Below are 18,345 nucleotides of genomic sequence, written 5' to 3' on the forward strand. Positions count from 1 at the left end.
TACCACTCTGTATCACCCACACCACAGCGTGTCTCCTCCACATTTCATTTTCAGAAGGGAATAATAACGTTCGATATGCTGCTTTTTGGCTGTGAGCCTGATTGACGTCGCGCCGAGAAGAATATATGGTGGCGCGCGCTTTTTGCATACTTATAGTGTACCCTTGAATATTGATAATTTCCAATATATAATTTTCTATATATTCATTCCTTTTTGGCTATGAGAGAGGTAAGCGTCCCATGGCGATGGGAAGTTGAGCGCCTCCGCACGGGCGGCCGCTACGCGGCCGCAAAGGTTTTTTATTGGTGGTGTGGCGGGCGCTGTTCGCGCCCGCCACACCACCAATGTGAGGATGTTTCACCAACGAATGAGGTGATGTTTCACCAACGTGAAACCCCATCGTAGGTGTCGGGCTTGCCCCGACTTTGGAGCGAAGCGACCCCGTCCCCAGGACGCATACGCTCCACCCATATAAGATGCACCAGGAAGTCACACCATGGATTTATTACAATTGCGCTACTTTCAGACGGTGGCGCGGCATGAGCATATGACGAGGGCAGCGGAGGAATTGACGATCGCGCAACCGTCGCTAAGTAAGATGATCGCGCACCTGGAGAAGGAGCTGGGGGTGCCGCTATTCGATCGGCAGGGGCGGCAGATACGCCTGAATAAGTTCGGCCAGATCTTTCTGCGGCGGGTGGAGCGCGCCTTTTTTGAGCTGGATGAGGGGAAGCGCGAGCTGCAGGATATGGCGGGGCTCGAACATGGCTCGATCGGCATTGGTACGGCCAACGTCAATCTGCTGGCTGAGATCTTGAGCGTCTTCTGTGCCCGCTATCCCGCGATCAGCTTCCGCCTCTTTCAACAGCCCAATCTGGCTATGGTCGAGCAGTTGGAGCACGGCGAGATCGATATCTGTCTCGCCTCACCCCCTGTCGAGCGCGCGGGCATCGGCTGGATCGCCCTGATGACCGAAGAGATCTTTTTGATCGTTCCCGGCAACCATCGGCTGGCTGACCGGGAAAGCATTGATCTGAGTGAGGTGGCCAACGACGCCTTCGTGAGCGTCAAGCCAGGCTATGGGCTGCGCGACATCACCGACCGATACTGCCAGCAGGCCGGCTTTACGCCGAAGATCATCTTTGAGGGCGACGAACCCGCCGCCATCCGAGGACTGGTACGCGCGGGCCTGGGCATCACCTTTACCTCGGCCGTCAGCTGGCAAACCATCATTCAGCAGCCGGATCCCTTGTTCAGCGTTCTACGCATCGATAGGCCGATCTGCCAGCGCACCATCGGACTGGCCTGGTCACAAGAACGCTATCTCTCGCTGGCCGCACGCCAGTTCCGCCAGTTCGTCATCGACTACTTCGCCTATAACAGCGAAACACTGGCACACCTGCCCCCATCGATGCAGGCGAAAGCGTCAGCTACATCAGAAGATCATGCCTCCTCATTGAGCATAGAGAGCAATATCCCATCCAACTCTTGAAAAGAAAAATCTGGCTGCTAAAAAGATACAGTCCACGCGTCTCCTTCCTATACAGGCCTTTATAGGCCTTGCTGGTTTCCAGAGAGTACGTAGCCTCAGCTAATATAAGGAGATGATACCTATGGGTGGTAATCAACAGCAAACCTCATGGGCAGTACTTCTCTGCAAGTTCAAGGACGACCAGTCAGAGACTCCAGTGCCCAACTATCAGGAAGTTTGTGAGAGGTTTTTTACAAGGGCAGATGGTAGCTTCAATGCGGTACGATTCTTTTCGGATATGTCTCATAGGAGTGTTGATCTTAGCGGCTCAATGGTCTTTGGGTGGTTCACTTTGGATGTGAATGTAAATGATGTCGTGCCTCCAACTGATCCGCCCCCGCCTGGCTGGACACCAACGAAGAGCCAGAGCGATATGATGGTACTGGCGAAACAGGCGGCTATAAATGCGGGCATTGCACTGGACACGTTCTTTGGAATTGTACTTATTATGAACGTTGCTACTGGCTGGGCCCAGGGTGGACCAACAGGTGTTTTTGCTGATTGGCGTCGTGTCGACGGACGTAATTTTGATGGCAGCCTTGGACCTCGCGCCATTGGTGGAGGTAATGGCACCGAAATCTTCGGCCAGGAAATGGGGCATCGTTACGGTCTGGGGCACTCACGTCGTGACGGCACAACCAACGACTATCAGGATCCCTGGGACATCATGAGCACGGATAGAGCCAACTCGGTGCCAGACCCCGATTATTGCGCACGAGGCCCTGGTCTAAACGCCTGGAATATGCGGGGGCGTGGCTGGCTTGATGAATCGCGCGTCTGGAAACCGCAAAGCCTTGTCTTCGATCAAGTTGTTGAGTTGCGTCCTCTTCATCAACGTGATCTTTCTGGCTGGCTGGCAGCGGAACTGCTGCCCAATGATGGCGATGGCGGTCATGGCCGATACCTCATAGAGTTTCGCCTCAAGGAGGCATGGGACGCCGGTATCCCCCGATCTGCTGTTTTTGTGCACCGATTCCTTTCGGCTACTGAAGATAACGATGGCTGGCCGCACTCTTATATTATGTCTGGCACCAACGGCAATCAGGACCTGGTTGAGGGCGACATCTTTGCTCCCGCCGTGAATGGAGCTCCTCGCGTTGAGGTGCTGAAAATCGATGAGAATAACAAAATAGCGACCGTCCAACTCAGCTTCGCGGCTACACTGAAGGGGCTTCCAGCCATGGCGGCATCCGGCAACAGGACGGTGGCCGTGACTACCACGCCAGACGGCAGGTTGGTCTGGACATCCTGGGAGCTTGGTTCATCAGGCACATGGACCGATGTGAACATCAACGGGCCGAGCAGAGCTACTAATGTTGCGCCAGCTGTGTCTTTCCGAACTACGGAAGGCGGTACGTCGGTGTGGCTGGCTATCAAAGACTCAGGAAACAACCAGATCTACGAAACGCTGCAACAGCCTGGCGGGAACTTTGGAGCCTGGACCCTTATCCCGGGAGTGTCTACGAATGTATCACCAGCGGTAAGCGATGGAAATCTTGCAGTGGGCTACCCGATCATGGCCATCGTCGCAGCTCCACCTGATGATTCTACGTATATCAATGTAGATCTTGTTGACCAACCCATTTCACCTCCTCCACCCGGATATTGGAAAGCAGTCACCCCATCATTGTTTACAACGATGGCACCCGCCTTAACCATCGTTGATCAGGGCCGCTACATGTTCCTCGCCGTTACAGCTATCAATTTTGAGAGCGCTAATAGTCGTATCATAATCAACCAGGGCAACCCTTATACTCCGGATCAACTCGTTGGCTGGAACTCCGCGTCATTCGATAGTAACTTGCCTCCCGCGATGGCGGCGGCAAACAATCGCACCGTTATCGTGGCAGTCGATCCTAGCGGAGCTATCTTCTACGATTGGTGGGATCTAGGAGGCGGACCACATGGATGGGTTCCTATGGGAGACGATGTGAGAACGAAGGTTGCTCCCGCTGTCGCGTTGGTAGATGATGGCAAGTACATGTTTGTGTATGCGCAAGGATTAGATGGCAGGCTCTACCTAAATCAAGCCAACGTCGGGGGAAGCATTATCGGTTGGCGATGATACAGCAATACCAGCCTGGACGCTACCACCGGTGTCATCAGAACAGATCCCGACAGGTCTACCTGTTAGACACAGGTTTATAGCTCATCAGCCATCTCACGGTCAAACAGCATTGCTTGAGATGGCTGATGAGCGTCCGCCAGCTAATGAAGGAGGATGCTGAACTGGTCAAGGAGGGACGCGGGGGCGCTCCATGACTCCTGGGAACGAGGAACGGTATAGTATTCGCCCTGGATGGCGTCTGGCGTGACGGTCATCTTCAGGTATCCATGCCGATCGTCGCTGAACATGTTTAAGCTGACATCGGGCCGGTCGGGCATAGGATAGGGAAATTCAATCGGGGTAGGAGGATGTTTGATGGCCGGGAGCATGCTGTGCAGATTCCAGTAGCCGCCGGAGCCCGCCACCAGGTAGGTGATCGGCTTATCGTTGTACTGACGCGTAAAACGTTGATAGTTATGCACGTGCCCCGTCAATACCAGGTGAGGAACGCGCCCGGTCGCCTGCATCGCAGCGTCCAGAATTCCATCCATATACTGGCTCCCCGAGTGGTATGAGTCGCCCGAATAGATGGGATGGTGCGTCGCCACGATCAAGGCCTTATCTGTTGGCGCCTGGGACAGTTCGCTATGGAACCAGTTAATCTGGGTCGCGTCGAGCGCGCCACCTTCGGGCACATTAGTATACAGACCGATAAAGGTCGCGAACGGCGTATCCAGCGTCCAATAGACATTTGGCTGCGTCATCGTATCGCGCGGCGCATCGCCCGAAGCGGGCGCGATACGCGCCTCGGGCGCGCAGAAATTGGTTACGAAGGCCTGCAGCGATGGCACCGACTGATCCTGGATATCGCCATCGTGGTTGCCAGGGATAGCGAAGATGGGTGCGGGATAATGTGAGTTCGGCTCATAAAACTGCGCGTAATACTCACTCTCCTCCCCATAGAAATACACGACATCGCCTAGATTATAAAAGAAAGCGGGACGATCAACCGGATCGGTAGCCTGGAAATCGTTCTCCATATGGTTCACCACCAGTTGCTGGTCGACCGGATTCTTCACGCCTCCCGTATCACCAACAGTATGGAAAACCATCTTTCTAGCATCGATCATACTCTGCATCGCATCGGCAGGCAGGATCTGGGATAGTTCAACATGGTAGGGGGGATTTCCCGTTGGTCGAGGAAGGGGGCGAAACGGTTGGGTAGCGAACTTGCTATGCAGGCGATTAATCTGGGTACCATGAAGATCGGGTACATCCGCGCTAAAGCGGCGAGGCCGGCTATTATCAGGCATATATATTCCTCCCTGTTGTACTCTAGAACGTTATGCTTTGCCTTCCCGTTTATAATATAAATGGCGCTTATCCATTCAGTATAAAATATAAAGGTAGGGTACGCAAAGTCAACCAGATATGGTCAAATACATAAATCCATGCAAAAAAGCAGCGAAAATCACGATGCGCACGGTCAGGCTAGCCTGATGGTACTAATAAGATCAGAACTCGCCCTCGCCGTGAGACTCGGTATGGTATACTCGCAAGAGAATTTGTCACATTCAACGCCAGCCCGAGCGGGTAAATAAAACGCGCTCGGCAATGATAGATCGACAGATAATTTGCTATTATACTTTTTCTATGCCTTTTGGTTGATAGAGAAACATTATGTGAGCGCAAGGTAATCCTGAATCAGCCCTCGCTATCCATAACTGTAAATTCTATCTATCTGACAGCATGGCATATGACCCGCTCCTCTTACTCCAGAATAAGATGCTTGGATCCATGATGGATAGTGAGCAGCGGGCATATCTGCGTACATTGGAAGGGGCTAATCCCAGACAGAGATATGGCATTATCTTTTTTCAAGAATTATTTTTTTGTCACCTTGTACGCAGGCGATACGTAGTAAAGTTAAAGCGAGCACAAAATCTGGAATTCCGTGCTCACAATGCTATGGATGAACAGGCAAGACCACCCGTTCAGATGGCATGGCGGACGCACCCACGGAACCAGATTTGATAAATAGGGGTACGAAATGGGAAGAAAAAAGCACACAATTGTGTTATCATAGACAGAGATAAAATGATATATGATACTGCATGTGCTTGATGTAGGTATTGAACACACTCCTGGATTTCTCCGACAACGCTCGTTCATTTATACGATTAACCGTAATGCCAGTGCAGTCAAACGAGTCAAGCTGCTCAAAAACAGGTTACAGTTGCCCTGTAGACCTTTATTCAGCTAAACCGCAGACACGGTCACGCTGAATACTTCACAAGCAGGCTTTGAAATTTTTTCCAAGTCGGTCGTTTATCATTATTAACGCCTGTACCAGGGAGTGCAGCTGTTAAAGCTGGCTCGAATATCACATCAACACCCATTTTATACGCGGTACTTATTCTATACAATGGAGATTTCTAGATGGCGACTATGCTGAAAGAACAAGATAAAGAAGGAACCTCGACATCTCTGCCATTTGAGATTGACGATATGCAGGTGGATCCCGATTTCGATGCAATAAGTGATATTCATGAGCATGAAATAGATCGAGAAGTATTCCTGGAAGAGGAAGAGGAGATAGAGGAAGAAGATACTCATCTCGATACTCCTCTGCGAGGACAAAGCCTGCTGGCCTCTGGCACCAGCGAGGTCGATGATTCTGTGGCCATGTATCTGCGTGAAATTGGTCGCGCCCCTTTGCTGACCGCAGAGGCGGAGGTACGCCTGGCTCAAGCGATTGAGCGAGGCAAGCTCGAGCGCATGCGAGCCGAGCGGCTCCATGTCGCGCCCGATCGTGCGATCATTGAACGCGCCAACGAAGCCCATCGTCACCTGATCGAAGCCAATCTACGCCTGGTTGTCAGCGTCGCCAAAAAATACACCGGTCGTGGTATGTCCTTGCAGGATCTGATCCAGGAAGGCAACACCGGTCTGATCGGGGCCGTTGATAAATTCGACTATACCAAGGGCTACAAGTTCAGCACCTATGCCACCTGGTGGATCCGCCAGGCGGTTAGCCGCTCGATCGCCAATCAGGCACGTACGATTCGCCTGCCAGTGCATCTGGCCGAGACCATCAACCGCATGGGCCGTGTCAGCCGCGCGCTCGTCCAGGAACTGGGTCGCGAGCCATCGCCCGCGGAGATCGCCGAAAGAATGGGCATCTCAACGGAGAAGGTGCTTGAGATCATCCATGTCAATCAGAAGCCGGTGAGTCTGGAGACGCCAATTGGCGAGGATAGCGATCGCAACCTTGGCGACTATGTCGAAGACGAGACGACCGCTACACCGACCGAGGGCGCGGACCGTCAATTGCTCAAAGAGCAGATCAACCAGGTGCTCTCAAATCTCTCTGAACGCGAGCGCAAGATCATCCAGATTCGCTTTGGCTTTGTAGATGGCCAGAGCCATTCGCTGGAAGAAGTGGGGAAGACGTTTAACGTTACCCGCGAGCGCATTCGCCAGATCGAGGCGAAGGCGTTGCGCAAGCTGCGCCAGCTGAGCACCACCCATCATCTACAGGACTATCTTGACTAAGAGTTCGAAAGGGGGCCATTGCAGGGTTTCTGCAATGGCCTCTTTTTTTGTTTGTTTTGGGGGAGGGGTGTGCCTCCGGCCCTTGACTCTACGCGCCTACGGCGCTCACAAAATTAAATAATGTGGAGGTTGGGTGCGCTTGCACGCACCCAACCTCCACATTATTTAATGGAGGGGGAAGCCATTCCATCAATTTAATGGAGGGGGAAGCCATTCCATCAATTTAATGGAGGGGGAAGCCATTCCATCAATTTAATGGAGGGGAAGCCATTTCATCAATTTAATGGAGGGGGAAGCCATTTCATCAATTTAATGGAGGGGGAAGCCATTTCATCAATTTAATGGAGGGGGAAGCCATTTCATCAATTTAATGGAGGGGGAAGCCATTTCATCAATTTAATGGAGGGGGAAGCCATTCCATCAATTTAATGGAGGAGGAAGCCATTCCATCAATTTAATAGAGGGGGAAGCCATTCCATCAATTTAATGGAGGGGGAAGCCATTCCATCAATTTAATAATGCCATCGTAGGTGCCGGGCCTACGCCCAACGCCTTCAATATAACGGTATCGGAAACGGAGATCGTAGGTGCCGGGCTTGCCCCGGCTTGGCTGCGCAGCGGCCCCGTACCCGGGCTACCACGTCGCACCAACGATCCCATCTCCCCTCTCAAAGGGGCGCCAGCGTGGTATGTTGAACGTATTGAGGCTTGCCCTGGCTTGCCGCGAAGCGGCCCCGTACCGGGCGCGGACGTTTATGGTGGGATCCAGCGATGATAGGAGGTGGCAGTTACGAATGGGGTTGGGGAGACGTGATGGAAGGTGTAAGCGCAAGATAAGTGTTGTGGGTATGGTTTGAACATAGAGGTTGTGAGGATGGAGAGAGAGCGAAGGCGTCTGCTGGTACAGGGATTTGTGCAGGGGGTGGGTTTTCGTCCATTTGTGTATGGATTGGCTCAGCGCTGGCGGTTGGGCGGCTTTGTGCTGAATAACAGCCTGGGGGTGCAGATCGAGGTTGAGGGACCCTCCACGGCGCTGCGAGCATTTGAGCAGGCCCTGCGCACGGAGCTGCCGCCGCTGGCGCGGATCGATGAGGTCCAGATTACGCGGATGGAGGCACAGGGGGATGCCTCTTTTGCGATCATTGAAAGCCGGAGCCAGGACACCAAACATGCCTTGATCTCACCTGATAGCGCCACCTGTGATGATTGCTTGCGCGAACTATTTGACGAGCAGGATCGGCGCTATCACTATCCATTCATCAACTGCACCAATTGCGGTCCCCGCTTCACCATTATACAGGATGTCCCCTATGACCGCGCCAACACAACTATGCGTGCCTTCCAGATGTGTCCCCGGTGTCAGCAGGAATATGACGATCCGCTAAACCGGCGTTTCCATGCGCAACCGGATGCCTGCGCGCTTTGTGGCCCGCAGGTGCGCTTTACGATGCACGCGGGCGATGAAAGGGAGCTGCTGGAGGGGGGCACCACCGCAATCGAGCGGGCGGCCGACAGCCTGGCCACAGGTATGATCCTGGCGATAAAGGGTCTTGGGGGCTACCACCTGGCCTGCGATGCCTTCAATGAGCAGGCGGTCCAACGTCTACGCCAGCGCAAGCAGCGAGAGGCCAGGCCCTTCGCCTTGATGGTTGCCAGCACGGATCACGCGCGTCAGCTCTGCCACATCAGCGCCGAAGAGGAGACTTTATTGGAGTCCCATCGACGCCCTATCGTACTATTGGGACAACGGGAGCAGCAACAGGTCGCGTCCTCCGTGGCGCCCGGACAACATACCCTGGGACTGATGCTCCCATACACGCCTCTCCACCACCTGCTCCTGGCCGCCTGTCAGAAATATTTCAGATCTGATCGGCCCGTTGTACTGGTCATGACCAGCGGTAATGTCAGCGACGAGCCGATCGCTTACCGCGACGAAGACGCCCGTACGCGTCTGACCGCCATCAGCGACGGCATCCTGGCACACAATCGAGGCATCTTCATACGCTGCGACGACTCGGTCGTGCGCGTTACCAGAGTGGGACAGCAGTTCGTCCGTCGCTCGCGCGGCTATGCGCCAGAGCCCCTCGCGCTCCCCCAGCCGGTGCCAGCACCGATTCTGGCCTGCGGCGCCCACCTTAAAAATACCTTCTGCCTGGCCAAAGAAAAACAGGCTTTCATCAGCCATCATATTGGTGACCTGGAAAACCTTGAGACCCTGCTCTCATTTAAAGAAGGCATCAATCACTTCGAGCAACTTTTTGATATTCAGCCCGCGGTGGTCGCGCATGACCTCCATCCTGACTATCTCGCCACCCGTTACGCATTGGAACTGGATCTACCGACAATCGGCGTGCAGCATCATCACGCCCATATCGCCAGCGTCATGATCGAGCATGGATTAACCGAACCCGTGATTGGTATCGCCCTCGACGGTTCGGGATACGGTCCCGATAACGCTATCTGGGGTGGAGAGGTATTGCGAGCGGACCTGAATAATTTTGAGCGCTGCTTCCACCTGGCATACCTGCCATTGCCAGGCGGCGAACAGGCTATTCGGCAGCCCTGGCGCATGGCCGCCGTCTATCTCTACGCGGCCTATGGCACAGATTTTCAGAGGCTAGACATTCCCTTTACCCGGCAACTACCTGCCCGGAACTGGAAGACATTAGAGCAGATGATCGAACGCGGCCTGAATTGCCCGGCCACCTCCAGCATGGGCAGGCTATTTGACGCGGTAGCCGCGTTGCTGGGTATCCAGTCACAGGTGCAATACGAAGGGCAGGCCGCCATCGAGTTAGAGCAACTGGCCATGGCTTCCCCGGCCAACCAGCCATGCTATCCCTATCATATCTCCTGTTCAACAGGAGAGCTGGACGTGCTCCCTATGATCCGCACCATGGCCAGAGACATTGAACAAGGTGTGGCGGCAGCTACCATCGCGCGCCGCTTTCATAACACCATTGCCCGGCTGCTCGTCGCGGCCTGTGACGAGGTACGCTATCAGCATGGACTACGCAATGTGGTGCTGGGAGGAGGAGTGTTTCAAAATCAAGTATTGCTAGAGGAACTTCTACCACGATTGCTGCAATGCTCTTATAAAGTCTATCTTAATCAGAAGGTACCTACCAATGATGGAGGGCTGAGTCTGGGGCAGATCGCGGTGGCTGCTGCCAGATTAAAAAAGTAAGTCATTGTTTCTGTATAAAGACCAGCCCGCAAACACTCGATGTTCTACATACATAAAGGAACGGCCATACGTCTGGTTGACGTATGGCCATCCGAGCCTACCACCAGCGGCGACGATGGAAGAAGCGGCGATGGAAGAAGCGACGATGCCCCCAGCCACCCCAACCCCAACCAGGACCACCCCAACCCCAACCAGGACCACCCCAACCATAACCAAAGCCACCATATCCACAACCACAACCACCATATCCGTAGCCTCCCCATCCCCAACCTCCCCAACCTCCCCAGGTGCCATTCACTGCTTGCAGATCCCCGTCAGACAATTCCTGTGCATCCATCTTATCCAGAAATGCTGGATAAGCGGTCTCACTCAGGACATCTACGCGCTGATCTTTTTTGTCACTAAACATCACGTTCATCCTTTCGTAAAGTACCAGGAAGTCCCACCGGATAAAACTCCGGGTAGCCATGTGCCACTTCATATATATTCGATTATGTTTTCTATGTCAAGTCTACTATAATTTTCATTTTTCACGTAATTTAATCATAAATTAATCTCTATTTATTGAGAAGAGGTCATTTATATAGAATATACCAGAGCTTGATAACTGCAAAGCAGGTATCAATGGTCAAAAAATGCTGCCTGAAGGCCACGTATGAGCTTTTTAGAGGATCAAAGAGAAGGAAGAAAGATACAAAAAATTAGACCAAAAAATAAAACCCATGATAATGCAAATGCATGTATCATGTTAATTGCGTCCCTCTCTAATACGAGCCTGTTCCATGGCACAATAGAGGCAGCAAGTCTTCCGCTTGCTGCCTCCAGTCAACCGCATGGTCTACCATGCTGCTAAGGACATTCGCGTGCGAACAGCTAATGGCGCCACCTACGATGGCCCCAGCCCCATCTACGATGGCCCCAGCCCCAGCCACGACGGCCCCAACCCCAGCCTCCCCAGCCCCAACCTGGGCCACCCCAGCCCCAGCCATAACCACCATAAGCACCATAACCACCGCAGCCGCAGCCTCCGCCCCAGCCCCAACCTGGACCGCCCCAACCCCAACCTCCCCAGCCTCCCCAGGTACCATTCACGGCCTGCAAATCCATATCAGACAGTTCCCTGGCTTCTACCTTGTCTAGAAACGCGGGATATGTCTGTTCGGCCAGGACATCTACGCGCTGATCTTTTTTGTTGCTAAACATCGGGTTTGTCCTTTCATCAAGTATCAAGAAGTTCTACCAGAAAAACTACGGATGGCCGTGTGCCACTTCATATGTACTCGATTATATTTTCTATGTCAAGTCTACTATAAATATCTCATTCATTATAATTTAATTTCATATTAATCATTATAGGTTGAGGCTATATTTAAACTCGTAAAAAATATACCAGAGGCTGGTGCCTGTATAATAAGCGTCGTGAATGAAAGCGCGACCTGGTGGGTTGTCGAGGCTATCTTAAAGGTGCAGGAGGAGAGAAAGAGGATCTAACCACGTCGGTAAAAAGATTAAACTTCTGAGAGGACAATCTTCTTGTTTTATATACAAATAAAAGAGCAGCGACCTGAAAAGGCGCTGCTCTCCACTCAAACGTATGTACTGTTGTATGCTCATACTTTTGAACATACAAATTATTAATGGTGGTGGTGACCTCCGTGATGGCCATGGCGATGACCGTGGCGATGACCACGACCACCCCAACCACCCCAACCACCCCAACCACCCCAACCACCCCAACCACCCCAGCCACCATAACCGCCACAACCGCAGCCGCCGTAGCCGCCCCAGCCCCAGCCAGGACCACCCCAACCCCAGCCTCCCCAGCCACCATAGCCACCGCAGCCTCCCCAACCTCCCCAGCCACCACAACCGCCATCAACTATCTGCAACTCTGTGTCAGACAATTCATGGGTGTCTACATTGGCCAGAAATGCTGGATAAGCGGTCTCACTCAGGACATCTACGCGCTGATCTTTTTTGTTATCAAACATCACGTTCATCCTTTCGTAAAGTATCAGGAAGTCTCACTGGAAAATTCCAGGTGGCCATGTGCCACTTCATATGTACCCTATAGTGATTTATATGTCAAGTCTACTATTATTTGCGAATTCGATAAATTTAATAATAAGTTAATCTATCGTTGTCATCGCACGTTAATCTAAAAGCGATGTGCAGGAATCTACCACTTGTATAAAGGGATTTTCCAGGGTGAGAAGCTCACTGATGGATGTATAGAAGGATGGTGGCAGGCCGGATGAGAGGTCAAAAAGAGAAGAAAGAAAGCAACCAGAAATAAAACTCTTACCGATGCAACTTCCTTTATTGCTAATCAGTATGAGGTGATGCGTTTTAATGATCGCGCGTTTATGCTTGCGGCAGAGGAGCTTATTCATAAATAGTTGAGTATAGGATGTGTGACCTTTCATAATGCGAGGCATAGAAAGTACAGATCCTATACTCCTGCTGCGGGCTGCGCAGAAGGTTTCAGACTTCTGCGCAACCAACAGAGCGATAATTGATACCTGGTCATACTGTCGGCTGTATGACCGTATGAAAGACTAGTGGTGGTGTCCGCCGTGGTGGTGTCCACCGTGGTGATGCCCGCCGTTACCGCCGTAGCCACCAAAGCTGCTGAAGCCCCAGCTGCCCCAACCTGGGCCACCCCAGCCACCCCAACCGCCGTAGCCACCCCAACCACCGCAGCCCCAGCCACCCCAACCTGGGCCGCCCCAACCTCCCCAACCTCCCCAACCGAAGGCACCGTAACCACCATAGCCACCGCAACCACAGCAACCGCCGTAGACGCTCTGCAACTGCCCATCAGACAATTCCTCTGCATCTACATTTACCAGAAACGCTGGATATGACTGAACATCCACATGCTGATCTTTTTTGCTGTCAAACATCAGATTCATCCTTTCATCAAGTATCAGGAAGTCTCACTGGAAAAATTCCAGTTGGCTATGTGCCACTTCATATGTACCCTATAGTGATTTATATGTCAAGCCTGCTATAATTTACGAATTCAGCAAATTTAATAATAAGTTAATCTATCGTTGCTTATGCGTATGGAATCAGGATCGATATATAGGAATTCATGATAAGCAGAAGCGAAAGCCTAGCATCAAAAGCCAGACAATAGGTGATGATGACCTTTTTAACAGGTCCATATGAGGGGCAAATCTGTTAAAAGAAAGGCAGCCAGAACTAGAATTCCTATTGATTGATTTTCTTCTGCTAACAATTAAAATAGCATAAAATACATTTAAACATGCTAATTTGGGCCGTTAGAGACCATGGGTATAAGAAAAAAAGTGGGTTAGCACAAAAGACTCTTCCATAAATAGTATTGTAGAGACTAGAAAAGAGGGCTATCGATAGACGGATCAAAAAGTGACCTTCAAATATAGGCTTCAGACAGCAAAGTGACGGCCAGATAAGGGGAACGAGCAAAGAAGTATTCTCCCGTGTATCAAACAGTCTCTGGGATCTCCAGAGGGCACACATATAGTTCAGTCATCAGTGCTCTTTTACATCCCACACAAAGAGGTTGCCACTGATGTCGGTTGAGAGAATGCGATCCACGCTATCATTGGGGGCCCAGGAGATGGCATCTACCAGCGTTTTGTGACGCATATATATACAGACTAGCTGACCATCGTTGCTATCACCCGAGACATTCCAGACCTGCACTTCACCATTCTGATTGGTTGAGGCCAGGTAACGACCATCAGGCGACCAGGCAATCGCGCCACGCCAGTCGCCTTTGGTAAGGCTACCAGCGTTATAAGTGCCATCGATCAAGGTCACCCGATCATGGATATGGATCACGCCATCGGCCAGGGTATAGGCCAGGCGCATCCCGTCAGGCGACCAGGATAGTCCGATAACGGCCTGGGATAGGCTCAGGTATGGTATAAACTCTTGCGTCAGGGTCGAATGGCCCGTACGTACATCCCACATTTCAATCTTCCAGTTCTGCTGGCCATCGTGATCGGTGGACACGCCCACCGATGCCAGTACATTCCCTCTCGGTGGCCAGGCAATAGCTGTAATCGTTCCCTGTTGAGCGGTATAGCTGCTCAGATAATGCCCTGTAGCGGTGTCCCAAATGGAGATAGTCGTGACGGCGCTGACATCGTTGAGAGCCAGGGCAACGTAATGACCGTCAGGAGAAAACGACGCGATCGCAATCTGTGAGCTGGTCGGAATGGACAGAATGGTCCGCTGGTTATCTTTGCGCAGCCTGAGAATTCCTTGCTGCAGCTCAGCGGTATAAAATGAATGACCTATACGCGTCAGGTCAAGGATGGTGGACGAGGTGTTATACATGGTCATCGACTGGGGCGCGACGGCACTGGCGATCTGCACGGCCCCTCGTCCGTCCGCCCAGGCAAACTGCCCTTTGTCCAGCCAGGTGATGCCCGAACTTTTGCCACCGATATCGTGATAATGGGCATATTCAATGATGTGGTTGCTCTCCGCGGGAGCCATCAACGGCGGGGGCAAAATCGCAAACACACAGATCAATAGCATACCGATCAAGATACTCAGGCCCATAGGCCGTACGGCTCGGATGAACACGGACAGTCTGGACAAAAGATGGAACGACTGAGAACCATCCGCATCGCTCAAACTGGTCGCCGTCTGTTCTTCATGGGCCTGGAAAACGTTTGCTTCGCTTGGGAGCAAAAACGTATCCTTCGCGCTCTGCTGCTGACTTGCCCAACGTTGCAGGGCTGCGCCAGACAGATCGCCCAGCACATCTTCAGCCGCGCGCTGCACATTGGTATCGCTATCCGCCAGCGCACGCAGCAGCAGTGGGCGAGGAACACGCTCCCCCAGGTCACCTAGCGCCAGTACCGCAGCCTCACGCACCATCCAGGAAGGGTCATGCAAACAGGCGCTTAAAGCGTCCAGGGGAGCACGCTCTCCCATCTTACCCAGGGCGGTCACCGCGGCGGCGCGAACCGTCTCGTCCTGATCTCCCAGGGTATATACCAGCGCATCCAATGGCACGCGCTGGACGTGTTGTGCCAGCGCGTGCACGACACAAGAGCGCACATGCCAGTCAGTGTCATAGAGGGCAGTCAGGAGAGGCGTCAGGGGAATATCTTCTTTCAATGTACCCAGTATGCGCGCGGCGGCGGCCCGCACAGCTTTATGTTCATCCTGTAAAGAGGTCAGTAGCGTATCCAGAGGCAATCGTCCCTCCCGCCGTCCCAGCTGCTTCAAGGTGCTGACACGTACGGGCCAATCGGGATGCTGCAAATCAGCCAGCAGTTGCTCATCTGAGCGCGCGTCATCGGCTTCGCTCTTGCCCAGACCAAAATAAGTTAAGGGTGGAAGCGACAACCCGGGCGCATCGTCACTCTTGCCACGGCGCCCTTGTCCAGAGGCATTTTCGCCCTCTGCAAATCTCTGGTGATCGCTCTCGTCTCTGGCCATTTGAACTTATCCTACCATGTTCACCTGCATCTGCAATATCTTCCTCAATTGCTGAATACCACGACGCACATACACCTTGACAGTGCCCAATGGCTGATTAAGCACTTCAGCCACCTCTTGCAGGCTCAGCTCTTCAAAATAATATAGGCTGACAACGGCCTGGTAATGTTGCGGAAGCGAGGCTACCAATGCCTCTAACTCCTGCCGGCGCTCCAGCTGTTCAAAAACCTCTTCTGGATTAACACCGTTCTCCTCATCGGACTCAGACCATATGTGCTCTTGCCTCTCTTCCAGGGCGACAGATAAACCTTGCTGCTCAGGTGAACGACTGACAAAATTATAATAAAGGTTCCAGGTAATTTTATAGAGCCAGGCGCGCGCCTTGAGTTCCTGCCGCTGCCGAACCGAGTACCGTTCTAACGCTACGTAAGCTCGGATAAATACTTCTTGAACGATATCCTCGGCATCCTGAGGATTGCCCAGACGCGCCGTTACAAATGCTTTCAATGGCTGCCAGTAGAGCGCTACCAGATGCTCGTAATAGGCATCGATCTCATTAGCAAACTGAGCCAGGCTCTTCTCACCGCTCACATCCATAACACTCCAGTGTGTTCTTGCTTCTCTTAGGAGAAAACACAATAAAATGATTTCTGGTTACACCGCTTGCTTCAAAAAAGACATATTCTCATACAGGAAGACAATAATCACTGATACAGAAGATAATAACCACCGGGCTGGAGAATATCTCATTGCTGAATCTCGCAGGGTACATATATGATACGCCGAAAAGAGCCTCAATGGCTTCGAAATGTAACTTATTATAAAGGGAACTGGCTCAAATGTCTCCATTTGGGAGGATCCGGGCCTTGACGCCTTCGCCCCGTCTGACCTTTTCCAACGCCTCCGAAAAGTCTGCGAGCGGCAAGGCCTGCGTCAACATGACCCCGGTATCGATGGCCGCGCTGCTCATTAGCTCAACCGCAGCGGCATAGGAAAAAAGGACAGCCATTGAGCCAGGGACGGTAATCTCATCGTTGTAGATGCGGAGTAGATGTGGAAAGGTGATAGGAAGCAAGGAAGCTGGGGCAAGCCCAGCACCTACGCGCTTCCCGGGGGATGATTGCTCTCTTATTCGCTTACGTTGGATACTTCGAACTCAATCTCCGGTTCTCCGGTACCCCAATAAACCATTTTGCCTCCGACGCGCATCAAAGTGATGCCCAGCCTTCTTACAGCCTTTCTAGCAGCTCGCTGCCAGGAGAATTGTCTGTCTGATAAACGTCGTTCCTGCTCAGGCTCCTGGACCAGGATACGAACAAACATTAACGGAAGGATCTGATTATTATATGGAAACATAGGGATCGATGACTCCTTTATGCGACTGCAGCCGCGCTATTGTACGGTTGTCCTGTCACCGCCATATACACGCTGAACGTCACTATAACCAACCGCGTGCCTGGCCGTGAATAGGTACTGGTAACTACAATAGAATTTTCTGTCCTTCAGCAGCACGAATCAACGGCCATATATGTTTCACCATGAAAGCGACAGGTTACTTTTTTGTGATATGTCTTTTAATTACACGTTCATTGGCCGCCATTATTTTCTGCTGTTCTTCGGTTTCCGCCACGACTTGATAACCGCTATAGAGATAAGGCTGGATAAAGAAGTCCTGGGCCAGCAGATGGTGGATGCCGTAGTGCGGATGGCGATGATGGATGTCGCAGAGCACCATGATATTATCTTCCGAGTCGATAAACTCTTCCAGGGTCGTGTAGTTTTTGATCTGGGGGAAGGTGATATGGAGCTTATTGGGATCGCAGGCGTTGAGCAGGCTGCGCTCGATAGGATAGTGATGCGTTTCGATAGCGCTGGCCCCGAAAGGATTCTCGCGTGGATCTTTCAAAGTTGATTTGCGCACGCCACAAATGGCGCAGGGGGTATCCAGTTTATTGACCAGGCGGTTATGGGTCTGGATATACAGGGGCGTCTCTTCTCGTGGTGGATGCGGGGGCGTCATCTCGATCTCGGCCACACCAAAGACGGTAGCATGAACGTGGGTCAGCGTCTCCGTCGTTTCACCATCACCCCGCTCGATCTTCTTAACCTTGATATCGGTCGTGATCTTTTTCTGGTCGGCGGACCCATGACCGCCCTTGCGCGGCTCGACGGCAACCTTCTTGACTACGTCCTCGCGAATGTGCGTCTCTTTCTTACCATGGCCCGAACGCTGAATCTTGTCGACCTCGATCTCTTCCTTCACGTGCTCATAGACACGTGACTTCGCATGGTGGGCAGCCTGTGGCGTCAGGCTCAGATGGCTCAAACCTGGAACAGCTTTCAGTAGTTTATTGAAGCGCAACGGTCCAAACATAGATTTTCTCCCCCGCAACAGACAAATAATAGTCCGACAGGCGTATCCTACACCTGAAGTTGATGTGCATAAATATAGTTTCTACCATCATAGAAGTCATAAGGTGATCTGTCAATATTTTTATGAAGTGGGGTCAGGCCATGGGTGGGTGCGAATGCACCCACCCATGGCCTGACCCCACTTCATAAAAATATTTGAACACC

Annotated in this window: 13 protein-coding genes and 1 pseudogene; 5 read left to right on the forward strand and 9 right to left on the reverse strand. The window is 52.2% G+C overall.

All coding sequences use genetic code 11. The annotated features are described in order from the left end of the window. Positions 1-496 precede the first annotated feature (496 nt). Together KTT_RS28010 and KTT_RS28015 are read left to right on the forward strand one after the other, a co-directional pair. Positions 497-1,375, forward strand: a pseudogene (locus KTT_RS28010) (LysR family transcriptional regulator); the annotation flags it as partial. A 454-nt stretch (positions 1,376-1,829) separates the two neighbouring features. Beyond that, entirely contained in the window at positions 1,830-3,596 is a 1,767-nt protein-coding gene (locus KTT_RS28015; RefSeq protein WP_126601005.1) for a PLL family lectin, read from the forward strand. 143 nt (positions 3,597-3,739) lie between these two features. On the opposite strand, the gene KTT_RS28020 is transcribed toward KTT_RS28015, so the two are convergent. Further along, positions 3,740-4,891, reverse strand: coding sequence for a metallophosphoesterase family protein (locus KTT_RS28020; protein WP_126601006.1), 1,152 nt, complete (start codon positions 4,889-4,891; stop codon positions 3,740-3,742). 1,126 nt (positions 4,892-6,017) lie between these two features. On the opposite strand from KTT_RS28020, the gene rpoD reads away from it, so the two are divergent. Both rpoD and hypF read left to right on the forward strand, forming a co-directional pair. After that, positions 6,018-7,133 (forward strand): RNA polymerase sigma factor RpoD, encoded by a 1,116-nt coding sequence (gene rpoD / locus KTT_RS28025; RefSeq protein ID WP_126601007.1) that lies wholly within the window; start codon positions 6,018-6,020, stop codon positions 7,131-7,133. Between the two features lie 874 nt (positions 7,134-8,007). Further along, complete coding sequence (hypF, locus tag KTT_RS28030) at positions 8,008-10,320, forward strand: carbamoyltransferase HypF (protein ID WP_126601008.1); 2,313 nt, start codon at positions 8,008-8,010, stop codon at positions 10,318-10,320. A gap of 97 nt (positions 10,321-10,417) precedes the next feature. On the opposite strand, the gene KTT_RS28035 is transcribed toward hypF, so the two are convergent. From KTT_RS28035 to KTT_RS28050, 6 genes are all read right to left on the reverse strand, one after another. Beyond that, entirely contained in the window at positions 10,418-10,729 is a 312-nt protein-coding gene (locus tag KTT_RS28035) for a hypothetical protein (protein ID WP_162511821.1), read from the reverse strand. A gap of 464 nt (positions 10,730-11,193) precedes the next feature. Continuing rightward, positions 11,194-11,523: a hypothetical protein gene (locus tag KTT_RS37460; RefSeq protein WP_174844807.1), complete on the reverse strand. Its 330-nt coding sequence runs from the start codon at positions 11,521-11,523 to the stop codon at positions 11,194-11,196. Positions 11,524-11,954: 431 nt separating this feature from the next. Then, positions 11,955-12,311: a hypothetical protein gene (locus KTT_RS36435; protein WP_162511822.1), complete on the reverse strand. Its 357-nt coding sequence runs from the start codon at positions 12,309-12,311 to the stop codon at positions 11,955-11,957. A 567-nt stretch (positions 12,312-12,878) separates the two neighbouring features. Then, on the reverse strand, positions 12,879-13,226 hold the full coding sequence (locus KTT_RS36440; RefSeq protein ID WP_162511823.1) for a hypothetical protein: 348 nt from the start codon (positions 13,224-13,226) through the stop codon (positions 12,879-12,881). A gap of 613 nt (positions 13,227-13,839) precedes the next feature. Beyond that, positions 13,840-15,768, reverse strand: coding sequence for a HEAT repeat domain-containing protein (locus KTT_RS28045; protein ID WP_126601009.1), 1,929 nt, complete (start codon positions 15,766-15,768; stop codon positions 13,840-13,842). Between the two features lie 6 nt (positions 15,769-15,774). Further along, entirely contained in the window at positions 15,775-16,365 is a 591-nt protein-coding gene (locus KTT_RS28050; protein WP_126601010.1) for an RNA polymerase sigma factor, read from the reverse strand. 269 nt (positions 16,366-16,634) lie between these two features. Between KTT_RS28050 and KTT_RS37465 the strand changes: the two genes are divergently transcribed. Further along, complete coding sequence (locus KTT_RS37465; RefSeq protein ID WP_268904546.1) at positions 16,635-16,760, forward strand: hypothetical protein; 126 nt, start codon at positions 16,635-16,637, stop codon at positions 16,758-16,760. A 136-nt stretch (positions 16,761-16,896) separates the two neighbouring features. Here the strand turns inward: KTT_RS37465 and KTT_RS28055 are convergent, their stop codons facing one another. Beyond that, positions 16,897-17,124 (reverse strand): hypothetical protein, encoded by a 228-nt coding sequence (locus KTT_RS28055; RefSeq protein ID WP_126601011.1) that lies wholly within the window; start codon positions 17,122-17,124, stop codon positions 16,897-16,899. 196 nt (positions 17,125-17,320) lie between these two features. Then, positions 17,321-18,142, reverse strand: coding sequence for a hypothetical protein (locus KTT_RS28060; RefSeq protein WP_126601012.1), 822 nt, complete (start codon positions 18,140-18,142; stop codon positions 17,321-17,323). Positions 18,143-18,345 lie beyond the last annotated feature (203 nt).

Source organism: Dictyobacter aurantiacus (assembly GCF_003967515.1).
Classification (GTDB): Bacteria; Chloroflexota; Ktedonobacteria; order Ktedonobacterales; family Ktedonobacteraceae; genus Dictyobacter; species Dictyobacter aurantiacus.